This is a genomic window from Rossellomorea sp. DUT-2 (assembly GCF_052665285.1).
The window spans coordinates 20066-38781 of the sequence record NZ_JBQPEO010000008.1 but is presented as its reverse complement, the minus strand read 5'-3'; the positions used below and the strand labels follow the sequence as shown (position 1 = coordinate 38781).

General features: G+C 32.6%; 15 protein-coding genes. 2 read left to right on the top strand and 13 right to left on the bottom strand.

Annotated elements, in window-relative coordinates:
* Positions 1 to 182: 182 nt before the first annotated feature.
* From ACOSV2_RS21210 to ACOSV2_RS21180, 7 genes are all read right to left on the bottom strand, one after another.
* Entirely contained in the window at positions 183 to 1505 is a 1323-nt protein-coding gene (locus ACOSV2_RS21210) for a restriction endonuclease subunit S (protein WP_428976777.1), read from the bottom strand.
* The gene (locus ACOSV2_RS21205) at positions 1498 to 2898 is read right to left on the bottom strand and encodes an HsdM family class I SAM-dependent methyltransferase (protein WP_428976776.1); all 1401 of its coding nucleotides are present in this window, start codon (positions 2896 to 2898) and stop codon (positions 1498 to 1500) included. The genes ACOSV2_RS21210 and ACOSV2_RS21205 overlap by 8 nt, the downstream gene beginning before the upstream one ends.
* A 20-nt stretch (positions 2899 to 2918) precedes the next feature.
* Entirely contained in the window at positions 2919 to 3215 is a 297-nt protein-coding gene (locus ACOSV2_RS21200; protein ID WP_060674648.1) for a hypothetical protein, read from the bottom strand.
* Between the two features lie 252 nt (positions 3216 to 3467).
* The gene (locus tag ACOSV2_RS21195) at positions 3468 to 4040 is read right to left on the bottom strand and encodes a site-specific integrase (protein ID WP_428976775.1); all 573 of its coding nucleotides are present in this window, start codon (positions 4038 to 4040) and stop codon (positions 3468 to 3470) included.
* A gap of 552 nt (positions 4041 to 4592) precedes the next feature.
* Positions 4593 to 5537 carry a tyrosine-type recombinase/integrase gene (locus tag ACOSV2_RS21190; RefSeq protein WP_428976774.1) on the bottom strand — a complete coding sequence of 315 codons (945 nt, stop codon included), beginning with the start codon at positions 5535 to 5537 and terminating at the stop codon, positions 4593 to 4595.
* A gap of 15 nt (positions 5538 to 5552) precedes the next feature.
* The gene (locus tag ACOSV2_RS21185; RefSeq protein WP_428976773.1) at positions 5553 to 6665 is read right to left on the bottom strand and encodes a tyrosine-type recombinase/integrase; all 1113 of its coding nucleotides are present in this window, start codon (positions 6663 to 6665) and stop codon (positions 5553 to 5555) included.
* Positions 6655 to 8217, bottom strand: coding sequence for a tyrosine-type recombinase/integrase (locus ACOSV2_RS21180; RefSeq protein ID WP_428976772.1), 1563 nt, complete (start codon positions 8215 to 8217; stop codon positions 6655 to 6657). Before ACOSV2_RS21180 ends, ACOSV2_RS21185 begins: the two co-directional genes overlap by 11 nt.
* A gap of 611 nt (positions 8218 to 8828) precedes the next feature.
* On the opposite strand from ACOSV2_RS21180, the gene ACOSV2_RS21175 reads away from it, so the two are divergent.
* Together ACOSV2_RS21175 and ACOSV2_RS21170 are read left to right on the top strand one after the other, a co-directional pair.
* On the top strand, positions 8829 to 9056 hold the full coding sequence (locus ACOSV2_RS21175; RefSeq protein WP_428976771.1) for a helix-turn-helix domain-containing protein: 228 nt from the start codon (positions 8829 to 8831) through the stop codon (positions 9054 to 9056).
* 112 nt (positions 9057 to 9168) lie between these two features.
* The gene (locus ACOSV2_RS21170; protein WP_428976770.1) at positions 9169 to 10398 is read left to right on the top strand and encodes a site-specific integrase; all 1230 of its coding nucleotides are present in this window, start codon (positions 9169 to 9171) and stop codon (positions 10396 to 10398) included.
* Between the two features lie 620 nt (positions 10399 to 11018).
* Here the strand turns inward: ACOSV2_RS21170 and ACOSV2_RS21165 are convergent.
* The 6 genes from ACOSV2_RS21165 to ACOSV2_RS21140 all read right to left on the bottom strand — a co-directional run bounded on the left by ACOSV2_RS21165 (position 11019) and on the right by ACOSV2_RS21140 (position 18707).
* Positions 11019 to 11546, bottom strand: a complete 528-nt coding sequence (locus ACOSV2_RS21165) for a hypothetical protein (protein WP_428976769.1) — start codon at positions 11544 to 11546, stop codon at positions 11019 to 11021.
* A 77-nt stretch (positions 11547 to 11623) separates the two neighbouring features.
* Positions 11624 to 12976 carry a metallopeptidase TldD-related protein gene (locus ACOSV2_RS21160; RefSeq protein WP_428976768.1) on the bottom strand — a complete coding sequence of 451 codons (1353 nt, stop codon included), beginning with the start codon at positions 12974 to 12976 and terminating at the stop codon, positions 11624 to 11626.
* Between the two features lie 23 nt (positions 12977 to 12999).
* The gene (locus ACOSV2_RS21155) at positions 13000 to 14364 is read right to left on the bottom strand and encodes a TldD/PmbA family protein (protein ID WP_428976767.1); all 1365 of its coding nucleotides are present in this window, start codon (positions 14362 to 14364) and stop codon (positions 13000 to 13002) included.
* A complete protein-coding gene (locus tag ACOSV2_RS21150; RefSeq protein ID WP_428976766.1) occupies positions 14361 to 16166 on the bottom strand; it encodes an alpha/beta hydrolase family protein in 1806 nt (601 codons plus the stop codon). Before ACOSV2_RS21150 ends, ACOSV2_RS21155 begins: the two co-directional genes overlap by 4 nt.
* Positions 16163 to 18328: an AAA family ATPase gene (locus tag ACOSV2_RS21145; protein ID WP_428976765.1), complete on the bottom strand. Its 2166-nt coding sequence runs from the start codon at positions 18326 to 18328 to the stop codon at positions 16163 to 16165. Before ACOSV2_RS21145 ends, ACOSV2_RS21150 begins: the two co-directional genes overlap by 4 nt.
* 13 nt (positions 18329 to 18341) lie before the next feature.
* The gene (locus tag ACOSV2_RS21140; protein WP_428976764.1) at positions 18342 to 18707 is read right to left on the bottom strand and encodes a hypothetical protein; all 366 of its coding nucleotides are present in this window, start codon (positions 18705 to 18707) and stop codon (positions 18342 to 18344) included.
* Positions 18708 to 18716: the final 9 nt, after the last annotated feature.

Sequence of the window (18716 nt, the reverse complement as noted above, 5' to 3'; positions counted from 1 at the left end):
GTTTCCTCCTTGAATTTTCCATTAGTTATTATATCACTATCTAAAATATCCAGATAGTAAGTGGGGAAAAATCATTTACAACTCTTACCCCCACCATTAAATTAGTTCAATTGAAATCCAACCAACTTAATACGTGAAATTATTAATAACTTCCTACCTAATTGTTTTAAAAAGCAATTGCCTTAGTCAAATAATAAATTAGTAAATTCCTCAATCTGCTTTCTGACAGCTCTGAGATCCATTAATTTTAGTTCTTTGTTAATTTCATCGATTATCTTTTGTTGTAATTGGATAGTCGGTACAGGTACTTTGATTGTTTTGATTGCTCCAAGCTTTATAAACTGTTGAGCAGCACCTCCTGACCGGCTTTCAAAAAACTTTTCGGCCCATGTTGTATTGAAATAATAGACCAAAAACTCCGGCAAAACTTGATTAACATCGGGCATTACAATAGTAAGGTGCTGATTGGCCACTGCCCCTTCAAATTTTTCATCGACTAATGCAGCTTTACCTATAGTACCGACCCTGGAGATAAGCACCTCATTTTTAAAAAGTGTACTCTTTAAATTTATCTCCTTAAATTCCTCATCAATATAGACCAGTTCTTCTTTTGAGATGAGGTTTCCTTTAAGGTCCTTAATGCGTACATATGGTATACCTTCAGTTTTATATTCCTTAGAAGGAATGGCTGCACCAGATCTGAATTTAATGGTGATATCTTCTAAAGATTTAGTTTCCACAGACCACGCTTGACTCTTGTTATCCATATAAAAGCCAACATCAAGCCTATCTTTCAATTTATCATATGGATAAGGTTGATATAGTATTGACTCCTTTATCAACTCTTCTTCTATAATTAGAATATCATTTTTAGTAAACACTTCTTCTACAACCTGTTCAGTTGATTTAGTATTATTATTTCGTTCTATCCAAAGAGAGAAATATTCGTTAGCTTTATTTTCAATAGCATCATTAAAACAGTTATCAGGAACCTCTAAATCTTTTAAGTCCTTTAACTTAACCGTTGGAACTGTCATCCCTTTTGACAAAGCTGTAATTTGTTTATTAAAAGAATTACTCCTTAAAACAAAGTAAAGGACTTCAGCTAATATTCTTTTGGGTCTTAATACTGCAAAAGTTGTGTTTACAACACACCCTTCAAATTCTTTAGTAACAACCGCAACTAAATTTCGCTCGGGTCGAACTGTTGAAATAAGAATATCCCCTTGTCTGACGATTAACCTGGCTCTAGCCGGTAATTCTTCTCCGTGCATTTTTTTTGCTGACAAAAGTATTCCTTCTTCTGTAATACAATTGGAATCTATATAGCTGTATTCGCGATCACTTATGATCTGATCTTGATTTAATCTGTCAGGATTAAAATCTACAACCTCATTTAATGGCGTACCTTTTATAACTGCCAAATCCTGCTTTGATAATAATGAAGTTACAACCCATTCATCATTATTAATAACGTTATATGGAAGTGTACTGATCTCAACCATTTGGCAGTCCCCCTTTTTTCCATTTTGAAAATCCTCCAACAATTTCCTTAAAATCTTCAACGCTATCTGCTCTTGCTAGGAATATTTCATCAGCTGACTCATTAGCTTCTTTTTTCTTACGTAAGACTAGTACACTTACCTTCACACTAGCGTATGGCTTTAAGGTGTGCGTAGGTAAACTTACTATAGTCTCTATAATACTTTTTTCTTTTATGAAATCTCTTGTAATACTGAACTTCTCACTAAACAAAACACTTTCAGGAACCAACATCACAATGTACCCACCTGGTTGCGTTACGGTTATAGCCTTTTCAATGAATAAATCAGATGCATCAACTCTTTTTTGTGCTAGTTTATAATTGATGTGTAACTCTTCAGGCAGGTTATATTTTAAGCCTAATGGTGGATCCAGCAAAGTAAGAGAAAAGGTATTAGCTTGTAACTCCTCATCCTCTCGTATCGAATCTTTACAATTCACTTCAAATGCATTTATCCCGCTTACAATAGACATTATTTTTGAAATGGTACAAGTATCTTGATAGATTTCAAAACCGATTAGTCTTTTGATGTTATTGGCTCCAATTACATCAAAAGCAATTGAGCCATATCCAGAGGCTAAGTCAACAACACTATCCTTTTTAAAATCTAATTGCTGAACTAATCCTACATACAATTCACGTAAATGTGGTGGAGCATTGAACTGACCTATGATTGGTTTGTTAACCTCTAAACATTTCATTATTATCTGTCTTAATGCAGAATGGACCGGTGGTAGTACACTGATTTTGTTTAGAAAGGTCACGAGCTGCTCTGACTGAAGATCATAGTTAACTTGTTGGATATCAATCTCATAAAATTTTGAAGCTTCAAATAGCAATTCTTTAAACTGTTGAAATTCTTCAATTTTTACCCACTTATCGAGATCACCATGTTCACTTAAATAGGTTCTTACTAATAATGTATGGGCCATAACTTTCCCATACTGCTCACTTGGAAGATATCCTCTAATCCCCTCTAATGCCTCCCAGGCAGTTTTTTCAATCAAATCGTCCTTTGTTAGATATAAATGCTTACTTTCAAATTCCGGCTCATCAGTTGGTAAAAATGTATTTCCATCGAACCAGTACTGATTATCAGGAAATACTAATAACGCATAAGGTGCTTTTATTCCTTGAACATATTTCATTAATTGTTGCTGGGCACTTGGATTTGGTTTTTCCTTTATTTCAACAACAACTTGAACCTCTTCATTACCTTCATCATTTAGTGTATAACCAACCAAGTCAGGACCACTCCGACCTATTTTTACACCGCTTTTAACGATAGGTAATCCTTTTTGTTTTAATTCTTTCTCAATTTGATTTAACAACTTTTTCTCCAAAGATAATCCCACTGTATCTCACTCCTTTTTTATTAAGCAATAATCGCTTCTGTTTTTTTATTAAATCTCATCAACTTCTGCAAGTAGAAGTTTTCTTTTTCTGCCTCTTTGCCACTTTCATATTCCTTCTTATTTATTGCCTTGGCACTGGCAACACTATATAAGATAGTATTGTTCTTTTTTACACCAGGCATTTCTGACACAATTTCCAGTACATCCATTAATACACAATTGTTATCCGTTTGAAGGTAGCGAGGAACACTAACCTCTTTCTTCTTACCTACATGACCATACCGACATACCACCCTCCAATACTTATACTCATCCATTGACGCGATTACCTCCTTATTGTTTTATTTCGTTATATCCATTGGTGCGTTTTATTATATTTTCATTAAACCATCAAATTAATCTCCTGTCAACACTCCAGTGAAATTTACTTTAAGTGAACTAAACAAAATACGCACCAATGATAAAATAGTTAATGATTTGGTTTTCTACTAAAAAAGGAGCTCAACATTTGGTTGAACTCCTTTTTAGGATGGTTATGCACCCTTTTATTTAGTGCAGCATTTGGAGATTTATTTATATAATAAGTTTTGAGTTGTTTCAATTTTACTATGTCGCAAGCGATTCTTTATCATGTCGAGAGATCCCCCCGCATTAACTAGCAAGATAGCATGCATTCTTCTTAAATCATGAAATGTTATTTTCCTAACATTCGCTTTTTCGATTAAACGATAAAACTCTATTCTAATGGCAGAAGGTTTTCTGACTCCTCCAGTTTTATCGGGGAATACCAGATTTAATTTATTCTGCTTTCGCTTACCCATCTCCCTCCGCTGCTTTTCTTTGTACTTCTTTAGGGTAATCACCAGATTAGAAGGCAAAGCTATGGTATGGGAGCCACTTCTTAATGGTTCAATTTGTTCTTCTCCACTTCCTGTTGAGATAGCATTCTTATTAACAGTTAAAGTTTCCTTATCAAAGTCGATATTATCCCATGTTAGGGCCAAAAGTTCTCCTAGCCTCACCCCTGTAGAGAGTACAAATTTATACATTTCCCCGCTACCTTCTAGTTCTGCTACTTTGAGAAACTCGATTATCTCTTTATTACTCCACGGTACAAACTTTCGTACTGGCTTTTTATTCATTTTCATCATACCTTTCATTGGTTTTTTATTTATAACTCCTATCTAAACAAGAGTTTAGAACTGGTAGAACGACAAGAAAACACATTATACTTCCTAATATCCCTTCTGTCCTTTTTACTCTCAACAAAATCATTTTTTACCTACTCTTAGAAATGATCATTTTTAGTTCTCAAGATTCAGAGATTGAGGACGTAAGAAGTTAATGACCGTATGTATCACTACTTCTATAACCTAACTGATGCTGTACTCTTAAAATTTGTTTTCTTAAATCCCCCTTTCAAGTCTTTTCCAAGATTAAATTAGGAAATAAAAAAGGGCAGACGGATAGTGAGATCACTAATCCATCGCCCTGGTCCTTCCAGCCGCAATGCATTTAACTTAAGGCTACTATATTGAATTAACTTCATTATATTCGCGGTATTGCTGCATTTCAAATAGAAGCGATAAATTTTTTCATTGAATCAAGAACTTTCACTTTAATGCCCTCTAAGAAGTGCATTTAGAGTTTTATTCATGGATTCGTTAGGAACTTCTTCCTTCTCATTGGCAGTGTTATAAAAATTGATCTGAATTCGCCTCCAAGTAATTTCGATAATTCATATTATAGTTAAGATAATGCATCGTTGTTTCAATTCTCTCATGACGTAATTGCTCCTGTATAGAAAACTCGTTCGCTCCACTTATTAGGAGCAGCTGGGCCATAGTATGCCTCAGATCGTGTACACGTACCGCCCTATCAATATCAGCTTTATCATAAATTTGTTGTAACATTGAAACCAATCTGCTTCTATTCAAGGGCTTACCTTTATAAAAGAATACTTCTTTATCTTGTCCATTAGACCACTTCAACCATTCAGGGTGTCTAAAGTATTGTTCAAAAGCTTCTTTCAATTTGTCTACAACTGAAACAACCCCTGCTGATGTTTTCTGGCCACGAGTAATCTCTATTGTTTGAAACTCTAGATTTATTTGTGACTTTTTCATCAAACAAACCTCTTGTGAACGTAATCCACATGTTAAAAACAAAAGCATTAATACATAAGATTGCCTAAAAAAAGGATCCACTTTTTTTGATGCTGATAATAACTTACCAGCATCTTCTTTACTGAAAGCACGATCTACCTTTTTAAGCTTATAATACGGATTCGGGTAATACGCTGTTGGGTTTGACTTTATTAAACCTACCATTTTCAAGAATTTAAAAAAGCATTTTAGTGCTTCAATACTATTGTAAAGGGTAGAATGACTGGCTCCATTCTCTATTAGGAATTCCACGTAATCATCAATAAACTCTTCATTAATTGGATCATATCTCGAATCTAATCTTCCAAACTTAAACTTATCAAAATTCAATTCCCTTACAGGCCCCAAGGACATGATATATTTCCCAAACCTCTTAAGAAGATACTTATAGTTATCCTTTGTTGACTGAGCTACATGTGTGTGTTTATACCATTCCTTATAATAATCTGAATCCAAAATAATATTGCTTCCCACGTTCTTAACCTCCTCTTACAAAAGCTTCGCAATTGGATTCTTCTCCATGTCTTCTTTTATCTGTTCTCTACTTTGTTTTGCATATGGTTTCAATGATGTTACAGTAGAATGTCCCATCAGGTCCATCATTGCATATAAATTGATGCCTGACCGAATACCGTAAACAGCATAGCTATGCCTAAAATTATGCACGCTAAGTTTCTCTACTTCTTCGTTATTAATCGAGTTTGCTTTCTTTGCTAAACTTTTTACCATCCCTCTAACTGCTCGGTCTGTTATCGCCGTTTCTCCTCCAGTTGATGAAAAAACATATAAATTTCCATAATTGGCTTTAAGTGCTTGCCAATTCTCAGCGAGGTGCCCATAAATAAAATCAATATACTTCATTAAGACATGTAAAGCATCAAGTTGAATATATGCAGGAAGAAGCTTCTTTTTTTTACGTTTTCTCCTCACCATAATCATTTCTTCTTCCAAATCAATGTCCGATAAAGTGATACCAACAAGTTCACTTACTCTTAATGCTGATCCAAGGAAAACACTTATAATCGTGTAGTTACGGAGTCCGAAAGCTGTTTCTTTACTTAAAAGGAGTAATTCCTTTAATTGTTCAATATTATAAAATCTTGGTAATCCTTCTTTGTTCCAGTCCACCCTTAAAGTCCCGTCAAACTCTTCTTTATTTAATAAATAAAATTCCTGCACTACTGTTTTTATAAAAGTTCTAAAAAATGCTGCTTTTTTAGCGCTTGTATTACTCGAAAAATCACTTTGACCAAAATAATCAAGCAATGCAGTTGTTGGATATATAACTTCCGTTAACTGTACATCTAAGGTTCCATATTTTCTCATGATAAAATCACCAAATAATTTTCCTTCAGATTGGTAGGTAACCTTAGATGTATCTGCTAATCCTTTAAACTTTGAGCTTGCATAAAAAAAGAGCAAGCTTTCTTCGACAGTGAATTGTTGAAGGGAATTTCCTTGTTCTGTTGCCTCTCTATCTCCACTTAGACCTAAAACATTAAATGCAGCCATTTGGAGGTCTTCCATGTTATGCAACTCTAATAGTTGCTGGATAGCAACTTGAGCAGAACCATGCTTAGAAACTTCTTGGTTAAAGGTCATCTTTTCGTCCTCCCGTGTAACTTAATTTAGTCAGCTCATTTTTAACAAATTTTCTTTCTAAATGAACATATTTGGCAACAGTGTCATCAGATATATGCCTTGTTAAGCTTTTAATAATTTGCGATGGGCAATACATTATTAATCTTGTCACAAATATGTGTCTGAACAGGTGTAGACCGCCTCCATAATCCCAGCCCGCTATTAATTGGTATGTGTTAAATAATAGCCTTAAATCTTCAAGGAATATCCTGGAGTCATCGCAAAAAATGTGTTTTTTATCACTAGACTTTTTATACTCAATCAACAAGGCATACACTTTTGATGGTATCGGCAAAATAGCATCCATTCCTTTAGTATCCCTTATAGAGATTGATTTTGTACTGAAGTTTATATCCTTCCAACTAAGGCTGGCGACCTCACACCCGCGAAATCCCATTAGTATCATTAAAGAGAGAGCTAGTTTGTCCCCTACAGGGTCAGAAGAATAACGCCCAATAGTATTTATAAGATCTTGTATCTCTTTATCTGATGGTAGTCGCCTGTAGAAATATTCATCAGCTTCAATATTTGTTAGCCTTGTCGTAACCTCCTTAACTATTTTCTTTTTTTGAAATAATAACTGAAAAAAACCACGTACATACTGTAAATTTCTTTTAGCCGTAATTTCCGTTAATACCTCTTCTTTAACTTGTTTTATGAGGTAAGATTTATAATCATCAAGGTCTTCACTGGTTACCATATTGAAAATAAAAGTGTTAACGGATTGACCTTGAAACTTAACCAGTGAATTTATTGCCCAGTTAACAAAGAGTTGTACTGGACTGTAATAATTATTATTAAAACTCTCCGGTTTAATGTTTCTTTCTTTCTTCAAGACACGTTCAACAACTCGAACTAGAGGATGATTAAATTTGATCTTCTCTATTTTTTCTACATAATCATTAAGACGTATCTTCGTGAATGGCTTTAAGCTATTAAGAAAACTTTGATAATATATTAATTCTGTGGAACTTAAAACCTTAACGACGTTAGTTAGGTATTCAGTATTTAAAAAATCACTTCGCTCAAATTCACCTGATTTCTTCTTAGTTAATTCCTCCATTTTAGTTAACACCTTTTCAAACATAGCCATGTTGAGGTTATACACTCTAGTTGAAGAACCAAATTTAGTCCTCATGAATTTCTTTACAAATCGTGAATCTAAACGGTCCTTAGCTATATTTGCATAAAGCCACTCGTTTACATTTCCCGACTCTAAAGAACTTTGTTTTACGTTTAAATTCAAGTCATACATTTTTCCAATCATGTCATCCATCCAACTTTCAATGAGATGTGAGTTTTTCCTATTCACATCTTTTCCAAATGGCGACATTTTTATTCTTTTTTCGGAGAACCCTTTCCGAGAAATATCATTCTCAAACCAACCTTTCCTACCCTTTCCAAAACGGCTCATGTCTTTTTCAGTAAACAAATTCTCTATACCGCCTGACTCGTCAGCTTCATCAAAGTCAAAATCAAATAAAGACAGCTGTACTGTATCTTGGTTTTGCATATCTTGTTTCTCCTCTCTTTTCGACTTCTTAAATTAATGAATAATCTTCTTCACCACTTTATATTGAGCACAAAAAAAGCACCGTCCTATATCTGTGAGAAAACACACGTAAAGCGTGTTCCTACAGATATAGAGACGGTGCTTCCGCTCTAGATCTATTTAAAAAGAAAAAAGATTATTCTATTTTCACTCCAACAATAAACTGAAGTGCTTATGACTAAACTTTATAATAATTTCTTTTGGGTAGCAACTATAAGTAACACTTTTGTGTAAAAAAATTTTAGTTTCGCGTTAGAGCTCTATACATTTTAGTTTAATCCATTTTGGAATAAGTTCAGCGAGTATAAATCCTCGCCAGAGCCAATTAGTGTTTAAAAAAATTCCCGCAATTTTATTCTTGACAATTCAATATATCTCACTTTAAGATGTTTAACATAATCAAATTTCATAAATCATTTGGGTAAACCCCACAGATTGGATCAGGAAGGACCTGCCAATCCAAGTATAAGATTATATGTTTTCAACTTGTAATCTTACTACCTTGGGTGCAGTCTATCTTTCTTTCCGTTTCTGTGGGGTTTTTCTGTTTGATTTTACAGGAGGCAATATTTATGAAAAAAAATACACAGCACAAAACTTGGGATTCATTACCCGATACTCTCACAGCAAAACAAATTTCTGAATTTCTAGGAATCTCTAGAAGAAGGATTTATGAGCTATTTCAAGTGCATGTTGATCATGGGGGAATCCCCAACTATGAAATTGGCGCTTCAAAAAGAGTGGAAAAAGATGATTTAATGCAGTGGATTAAACGACTGAAGGATAAGAAACAAGCATAGCCACTGATGGAAACAAGTATATATGGAAAGGCTCTCTTAATAATTTATGTGGAGCCTTCTCCTCCTTTCTACATTATATTAATTATATTTGGAAGTGAGGTAACAAAGGAGTATGAAAGGTCATTATAAAAGAAGAAATTGCAAGTGCAACCCTAAAAAGAAATGTACTTGTGGGAAGACTTGGACTTTTTGGGTGAACATTGGACCTGATCCGAAAACCGGAAAAAGAAGACAGAAAAGTAAAGGTGGATTTAAAACAAAGGAGGATGCAGAAAATGCTGTGTCTGCCTTAATTACTGATGTGAAAAAAGGTACTTTTATCAAAGAATCAGACATTTTGTTTAAGGATTTTGCTGAACAATGGTTGCCTATGTATATTGAACGAACTTGTCCTAAACCTGGAACAATTCGACTTCGAAAATATAGCATAAATAAATTACTCCCCTACCTTGCTCACATAAAGCTTAAAAACGTTTCAGAGGAAATGTTCCAAGATGCTTTAGATGATCTAAAAGCTAAAAATTTGTCCAAAAGTACAATGGAGGGCATCTTAGCAACAGGTAAAATGATATTTGATATGGCCGTCCATAAGAAACTGATAAGAGAAGATCCAGCAAAAAAGGCTTATATTAAAAAGGATCCTAAAGTAATTAAAGAAACAGATGAGGATGATCAAAAGAATTCAGATGAAGATCTTCCAAATTACTTTGAAAAAAAAGAGCTGAAAATCTTTTTGAATGCAGCAAAGAAAAATGGGCTGTTTATGGATGAACTCATTTTCACTCTGCTAGCCTACACTGGTATGAGGGTAGGTGAATTAGTAGTGCTTAAATGGAAAGATATTGATTTTACTAAGCGAACTGTCCGCATTAACAAAACGTACTATAACGAATATAACAATATCGCTAAGTACGAACTGGTACAACCTAAGACAGAGAAATCTAAACGTAAAATTATGGTATCAAGCCTTGTGATTGAAATGCTAAAAAAGCATAAAGAAGAACAAGAAAGAACCATTGTTAGATTAGGGGATTTATACACTAATAAGGGATTTATTTTTACAAATGTTCAAATCCATCATGGCTTCCCTATCTTAACAAAGTTAGTGGAAAATAGGATGAAAAGATTACTTAGATTAGCTAATTTAAATACGAAGCTCTCTCCTCATAGCCTACGTCATACCCACACTTCACTACTTGCGGCAGCTGGAGTAGAACTAGAAGACATTAAAGATCGCTTAGGTCATTTTGATGATGAAATAACCAGGAAGATATATCTTCATATTACAGACCCTGTGAAGAGAGAAGCATCTGATAAATTTGATAACTTCATGGAAAGCTAAAAAATATTCATACCCCTCATATGACAAATTAACTTTAACCAAATCGATCACATACTATTGAGGCAAAAAAGCATTGGTAAATTAAACATACCAATGCCTTTTTATAATACTTTGACTAGAGATAATAACTACTTATATTTCACCAACTCAGTCTGCCTGTACTCCAAAGTTTACAACAATGTTAGAGCATCTGTGTTACGAATCCCCAAGCGTAGGAGAGTTTGTAGAGTATTAGCATGAAGATATTGATTAAATCTGGGTTAGTTATTAGTTGAATCTACCTGCTAGAATTAACGACTATACGCTGCTATTTTTCTACATTTATTTAGACGATTTCTATATTTACCACTGGGGATTATTCTATGGTGTTGTAGAAATAAAATAACCAAATGACTATAACTTGTCATTTGGTATAAAAAAGACGTTAATTATTAAAGTTATTTTTTCATAAATTCAAAACTTCACTACCTGACAACCTGCTCGCACTGTTTTTTCACATTAGGAAGTAAACCTTAAAACCCACTAAAAGTTAGTAACCTGTATCCTTATTGTCATTAGAAATGATTTTCAAATCATCTGACTCAATTATTTCCAGTGGTGGGATATTATCTTCCATAAAATCACCTCCTTTTCAACGTAAGTTTGTACAAGGACATATGATCCCTCTTTATTATTAATACAATCAGCATAGAAACAACCATTGGAATTAATACAAGAATGTTATAAAAAAGGTGCAACTCTATTCTTGGGACGAACAATTGTATGATACTAACTGGAACTATGCTTCCAAATAGGTTGATTCCAGAAACATCTTGGACTACCAAAAGGGTATGTTCGAACAAGTGCCATATTTGTAAATAAATTGATAACTTCCACCAAATTTCAGCTTTACCTATAAAACTCCGTTTGAAAATTTGTAGGCCTATCAGCATTTCAAAAGCATACGAGAAATGAAACCACTCTGCATCAACTAGTTGAGGATATGCTAAACCCAAAAGCCCCTTCGCCTCATCTCTATCCCAACCACAAATATAAACTTGGCTAGTTTGAGTGAAATGCTCAGACAAATGCAGAATAATGGTTATAATAAAAATCCCCATTGCCGGTATGAAGTATTTAGTATTTAATCTTTCTAAAAGATTTTCCATATCACATATATCACCTCTAGTAAAAATTCACTAAAATACAATTCTCTAAATTTTATTAACAAATTAAAGACTATAGATTAATTGTTTATACTTACTTTTAATTTATTCACTAAGAGTGAAGGGGATCCAAAGCACCCATTTATTATTGAAGAATTATCATAGCAAAAATCATCACTTATATCTTTTACACCTTTTAGAAGTTTGAAAAAATTCCCAGAAATCAAGACTCCATCTAATCTAAGTTTTTCCCCATTGCTTCTCTTGAAGTAACCATCTGCTAATACACTAAAGTCCCCAGTTATTAAATCAATTCCTGAATTAGTAGCATAAATAGTATCTAAAACTATACCTGTGTGAAGATTTTTCATCATTTTTTTGATAGAGGTTTTTCCTTTTTTTATATACATATTGGTTGACGCTACTCTTATGTTGCTCTCTAAATTCTCACGATAGCCATGACCGTTTGAATTTGTTTCAAGTAATTTGGCGGTTTCATTGTTATGCAAAAGGTTATTTAAGAACCCATTCTTTACCAGTACCACTTGTTGCGAATAGTTCCCTTCAAAGTCAAATATTGAATTTACTAAGCCTTCACTACATGTTGGATCGTCATATATGTTGATTAAATCACTCGCCACTTTCTCTCCAAGACTTTTAGTTAAATACTTACCCTCAACAGTATCTGCAAAGAATACGGAACTAAAACTACTCAAAAGTTTAGCAGCAGCAGTATTCGATAAGATTGTATTGTATACGCCATTTATTTCATTCTTAGCTATTAATCCTGCTCTTTTCTTTAATCGATTAAAATTAATGATTAAGCTATCTAGTAAAATACCAAAAGGATTTTCTTTGGAATAACTAATAAAACTTTTTTCTATTGTGTGGTATTTTACATGAATTAAGAAACCATAAATAGATTGCTGTTGTACCTTACAACCTTGATGAAGATTTGAAGAGTATTGTTCCGATAATAGATGATAATATTTTGCATTTAAAATTGTAATCTCTGGGTATAGTGCATTTAACTTTTCTTTGACTTCTAAAAATCGTTTCCATATTTGTTGTTTATTTAAGTCTTCTAACTTTTCTCTTTTCTTCAAAGAGACATAATCATCATAAGAAAAATCATTTGTACAACGGCTATCATATTGCCTAATTAATCTGACAGAATCTAATAAGAAAGTTTGAATAATATCGAATTCTTTTGAAGATGTATAAAAAGTTCTTACTTCCTCAGAAGTATTTAAAACTTTTATCAAAAATTCATTTTCATCTGATTCTGTATAAGATAGTTCATTTTGATTTTTTAAATCAACTTCATATTCTTTTTCCAATGAATGTTTTGCAAAGATCTTTACATCTTTAAGTTTTAATTCCAAGGATTTTAAATTCACTTTGTGTAGAAAATCTAATATCTCGGTATTCAAGATACCCCCCCCTAAGAGAGAAATTAACCAACAATTAAGCTAGAAACTCTAATGGTGGGTTGCCCAATTGTTACCGGTATAATCCCGCTTATTGAATTACATAAGCCAGCTTCAATCTTCAAATCATTGCCTACCATATCAATATCTTTTAGAACAGTCTTACTGTTACCAATTATTTTTGTATCTTTTATGGGGTATTTAATAATTCCGTTTTCTATAAAATAGCCTTCTACAATTGAAAAATTAAAATTGCCTGTTTTCGGATTTACAGAACCCCCACCAATAGTCTTGACGTATATTCCCCGTGCTGTACTATTCAATATAGCTTCAGGAGTATGTTCTCCTGCCTTCAAATATGTATTTGACATCCTAGCTGTAGGTTGGTATCTAAAGGATTGTCTCCTAGAGGAACCATTATTTTTTATTCCTAACTCTAACGAGGATTTATAATCTACCAAGTAATTTTGTAATACTCCACCTTCAATTAAGATATTATTTCTTGTAACATAACCTTCATCATCAATACCAGTTGTTCCCCAACTATTGCTGAGAGCCCCATTATCTACATATGTAATATGTTCTGAAGCTATTTTTTCACCTATAGCTTCTTGAAAAATCGAATTTTTTTTTGAGATTGTAGCTGCCTCTAATGCATGACCACAAGCCTCATGGAATAATACTCCTCCGCTTCCATTCCCAATAATTACTGGCATTTTTCCATTAGGAGGTTTTTTACTACTTAACTTATTAACAGCCATTAATGCAGACTTCTTGGCTGATTGAATAATGAACTTGTTAGAAAAATGATTCAGGTCATTTGAAAAGCCGGGTGAATACACTCCTGTTTCTATTCTATTCCCCTGAGTAGCTACAGTTTCAATTCCAAATCTTGTACGTACCCTTACCTCAGAGACGTTAATTCCATTCGTATTGGCTATACCTACTCTTTGTATTGAATCCTTATAGTAAACTTCAACATGATCGATTTCCTTATGAGCAAAAAGGGCTTCCTCGTATGCCAAACGTGCTTTTATATGTTTTTCTGTCTCTTTAATCTCCTTATTATCAATAAAATTAAATGCTGTAACACCTTGTCTAGACTCATCATAATTAACAGGGTATAAAGAGTTGGCATCCTTGCAGAAACTATTTAGAGAACTAATTAATTTATCTCTAATAAGATTTGTTGAAAAAAAATAAGAAACCTTTTCATTATTAATAATTCGCACCCCCACACCTATATCTCTTCCAGCAATGGGGTGTACGACTTTATTATTCCGAACAGTAAAGGCGTTTTTTGTTGTGTCCTCAAAAAAAACTTCTACAAATTGGTTTCCGTTAGATAAACCAATATTAAAAATATCTTCTATTGTGTTTTTTGAAATCATAAGCCTGACTCCTGCAGGGAGTTAACTTGGGATATTTCTTCACATTCAGCTATAAAGCTATTAATTTTTTCTAAATACTTAGCTTGATTTTCTAAAGAAACGATACTATGTCCCTCATTTTCAAAGAAAAAGTAATCGAACTTCTTATTGTACTTTTTTAGTTTATTCACTAGTATTTCTGATTGATTTATTTTAACTCTTGGGTCATTTTTCCCATGGAAAATCAAAACAGGTTTTTTAATCTTATTAATATGATAGATTGGTGAATTCATTTTTAATTTTCCAATCTCCTTAATAGGGTCACCAATAAAATCAATTAACATTTCTCTCCAATGTTGAGGTGCATCTAAAATATACCTTTCTAAATCTGTTGGTCCACAAACACTAATACAGCCTTTCCCGATTTCTTGATATTTAATAATTAACATCTGGGCTAAGTACCCACCAAAACTCCGTCCCATAATAATTGGTTTATCAAAAGAATAAAAATCTTGTAGATATTTAAAACCCATTACTATATCTGCTAGGGCTCCTTCTATCCAGTTCTTTTTACCAAGTTCAAGGAACTCTTTTCCATACCCTGATGATCCTCTATAATTAGGACAAAAGATGCTATAGCCCTCTTTAAGAAACAATTTAAAATGAGGTTCTTTGGTGAATTCTTTTTCAGAATGATTAGGACCCCCATGAATCCAAATCAAAAGCTTTCCACTTTTATCTTTCGGCTGATGCAATAGCCCTTCAATTTCTAGTCCGTCTAATGAGGTATATTTGAGTCTTTCAATAGATGCCTCTACATATGTTTCATTTTCATAGTTAGTGAGGTTTAAGTACTTATTATCACTTAATAAAAATAAGTTTGTTGTGTGGTTTGCGGAACTTCCCATCACAATTAAAGCCCCATGGTTCATAGAAAAACCTTCAACTATAGAAATATCTTCAGACATTTTTCTATACTTTTTTGTTAGGATATTATACCGGTAGATATAATCTCGAGTGCCGGTAGTTGTGGAGAAAATAAGCTCATTTGTTACCTTATCTATATCCAACATTCTTATATTCTCATTTTGAAGCTTAAATAAAGTCTTAAGCGACTGTTCGTTCATATTATAAATTGCTAAATAGGCATACTCTTCTCTATAGTTAGTTACCAATAAAAGCTCATTATTTGATATGAAAGCTGTATCAAACACAGTAAATGAATCTTCTTCTTCGCAACTGAATATATCTTGCCACTCGTCATCAACTTTTAAATAGGGTAAACATCGAGAGTTGTTAATATGCTTAAAATACAAAAACTTTTTCTCATCTGGACTTATATCATAAATATGTGTTGGATACCCATATCCCTCATGCAGGAGTTGTAAGGCTTCATTTTTAAAGTGGTATTGATAAGTATTAAAGTATTGTTGATTAACTACATTTGAACTAAAAATCAAGGTGCTGCCATCCTTACTTACTTGAGGAAAATATATGTTAGACATTTCTCTCCCTTTGAATTGCTTTAGCTCTTTATTTGTTATATTAAAATGGTACAAAAGATTATTTTCCTTTCCCTTTTCATCCATTAACAAAAGTAATTCTTCTGTGGATAAAGGCAAAATGGATAAACATTTATTTTCAAGGGAAAGAAGTAATTCACCATCACTAAAACTTCCATTACTTTGTTTCTGACTATATAAATGATAGATGCCGTTCCTATTTGTTAAGAAAAATAACACTTTACTTTGGTTTTCATAAGTAAAGTATTCTATTTTTTCTTCTGTTATTAAGTTAACCAATTTTTCCTGCTGAAGAGTCATATGACTATAAACTCCTTGTCCTTTAAATCAATTTCATAACTACCATTTAAATCATTTAATAATAATATTTGATCGAGTTTTTCCTGCAATCTACCTTCATAGGTTCTAATATCAATTTGGGTTAAGTCTTCTTCAGATAAGAATTTTATGTTTTTACGTATTTTTACATTTAAATTTTCCGCGGTAATTACATAATTGATTTGCTCAATAAAAGAATTCCACCTCTTTTGTATATATATATCGGAGTACCTTAAATAAATCATAGAACCTATTAGTTCAGGTAATCTATTGTTATTATCATGTGCCGGGTTATTATGATGTTCATTATTAACAAAACCAATTGCTTTTGTGCCATGTTGGCTTTCATAATCAGTAGCAAAAACGAATAAACAATTACTTAAAGTGAAATAGTTATCATTTGCATCCTTTATTTTACCTTCTTTAATTAAAGTAACTATGTAATCTAAAAACTGATTACTAGCAAACCCAATATTTCGAATGACAATCACTCGATAAGGTGATTGTTTAATTCTTTCAGCTAAGGAACTTTTATTAATCGAATAATTCTGATTATATATGTTATAAGCAGTTGCTTCTTCTAGCTTACTCGCGGCATTAATGATAATTGGGTCTTTTCCATGTAATTTTTCAGAAATAATAGTTGAAAAATCTTCTATGGTCTCTGAATTACCACTTAGATTTAAAGTAGTTGGTTCAACTCTTTTTCCGAAGGGACTATTATACTTTTTTAGAATATTAATTATTTGATTTAATGCTACTTGATCAAATATTTCTATTAATTCATGTTTTATATTCTGTATTAATCGATATGTCTTTTTATTATATAAATCTGAAGTAACTCCAAAAATATTCTCAAATGTATAAAAAATATGTTTCTCCAATAACTCCTTGTCACCTTCTAGAGATGCTACAGCAGCAGCTTCATCTAATATGTCGAAAGCTTTGTCTGGAAACTGCCTATTTTTAATAAATTCATTACTAATATTTATTATTTCTCTTATTTCTCTTTCATTAATTTTAATTTTATGATGATTTTCATAATTCTTTTTTGCTTTTATAAGAATTTTGTTCGTACTTTCTAATGATGGTTCATCTATTTTAATTGGATGAAATCTTCGCTCTAATGCTAAATCCTTCTCTATATAAGTCTTATATTCTTTCGTAGTTGTAGCACCAATTAGTTGAAAGTCCCCTCTTGCAAGAGCGGGCTTAAGTATGTTTGCAGCATCTACTGTACCTTCAACTCCACCAGCTCCAACAATCATGTGAATCTCATCAATAAATAATACTACGTTTTTTAAACTACTAGCTTCTTGTATAATCTGAGTAAGCCTTTCTTCAAATTCTCCTCTATATTTAGTTCCAGCAATTAGACTGCCTATATCCAGAGAAATAATATTCAGATCCTTAAATTTGCTATTTTTGCTTTTCAAAATCTCTAAAGCAATCCCTTCAACAATCGCAGTCTTACCTACTCCAGGTTCTCCGACTAAGACGGGATTATTTTTAGATTTACGAGATAAAACTTGCAGCACTCTTTGTATTTCATTATCTCTTTCATAAGCCGGGGTATATTTGCCTAGCTGAGCGTTCAAGGTAATATCCTTACCATACTTATTAAGTGTTTTAAGGTTTTTAATATTGTTTGAAAGTGTTTTTTTCTCCTTATAACCTTTAGGGAATTGTACTTTTCCACCAACAATTCTTTGGCCATTATAGTAGTCTTTTAATAAGAGAAAATTTAAACGATCAGAATTTGTTTTATGTTCCGAGAGGATCCTAAATACTTCATTATTCTTGTGTTTCATAATTGCTACTACTATGAGTTCTGTGGTTATTTTCTCCAAACCAATACACTTTGTTTCTTTTTCTGCAGTTTCAATTATCTGTTCAAAAGTAAATGAGAATTGTTCATTTCCATTTTCTTCTTTAATTATTGACTCTTGTTCAATATTTGAAATTATTTTAGAAACATTTCCAGAACATTGTTGTATATATTCTATTATCTTGTGATTATTATTAAGAATGGCTCTAAATAAGTGTTTTGTTTCGATATAATTAGCTTTAGTATCGTTTTGACTATATTCACTTGCTATTTCAAGTAAGCTTTCGAATGATGAATCAAAAATTTTTTCTCCCATTTGATCACCTACATTATAAATTTCTAGTTAACATTGAAATTACTAGCAATGGTACTTCCTGATTTCTAATCTTTAATTTACTGGCTGCTTTATAAACCTTATCCATATTTTTTCTAATAGTTAACCTGCTATCTCCCATTGAAAACTCCATTTCAACTTCTTTTCTAAATTGCTCCATTACACTCTTCCCTATTTCAATTAAATCCTCAGAAAAAGTAATATTTTCTTTTTCTCGATGACTTAATGTTTCTGATAGTAACATTAATTGATTTAATTTTTCACAACTATATGCCATCCCAAGCGCTTGATAAAGTAGCCGACTTTCAAAGATCAGTAACGTAAACGCCTTTTCCTCAATTTCACTCTTTTCCAGTATCAATTTGATTCA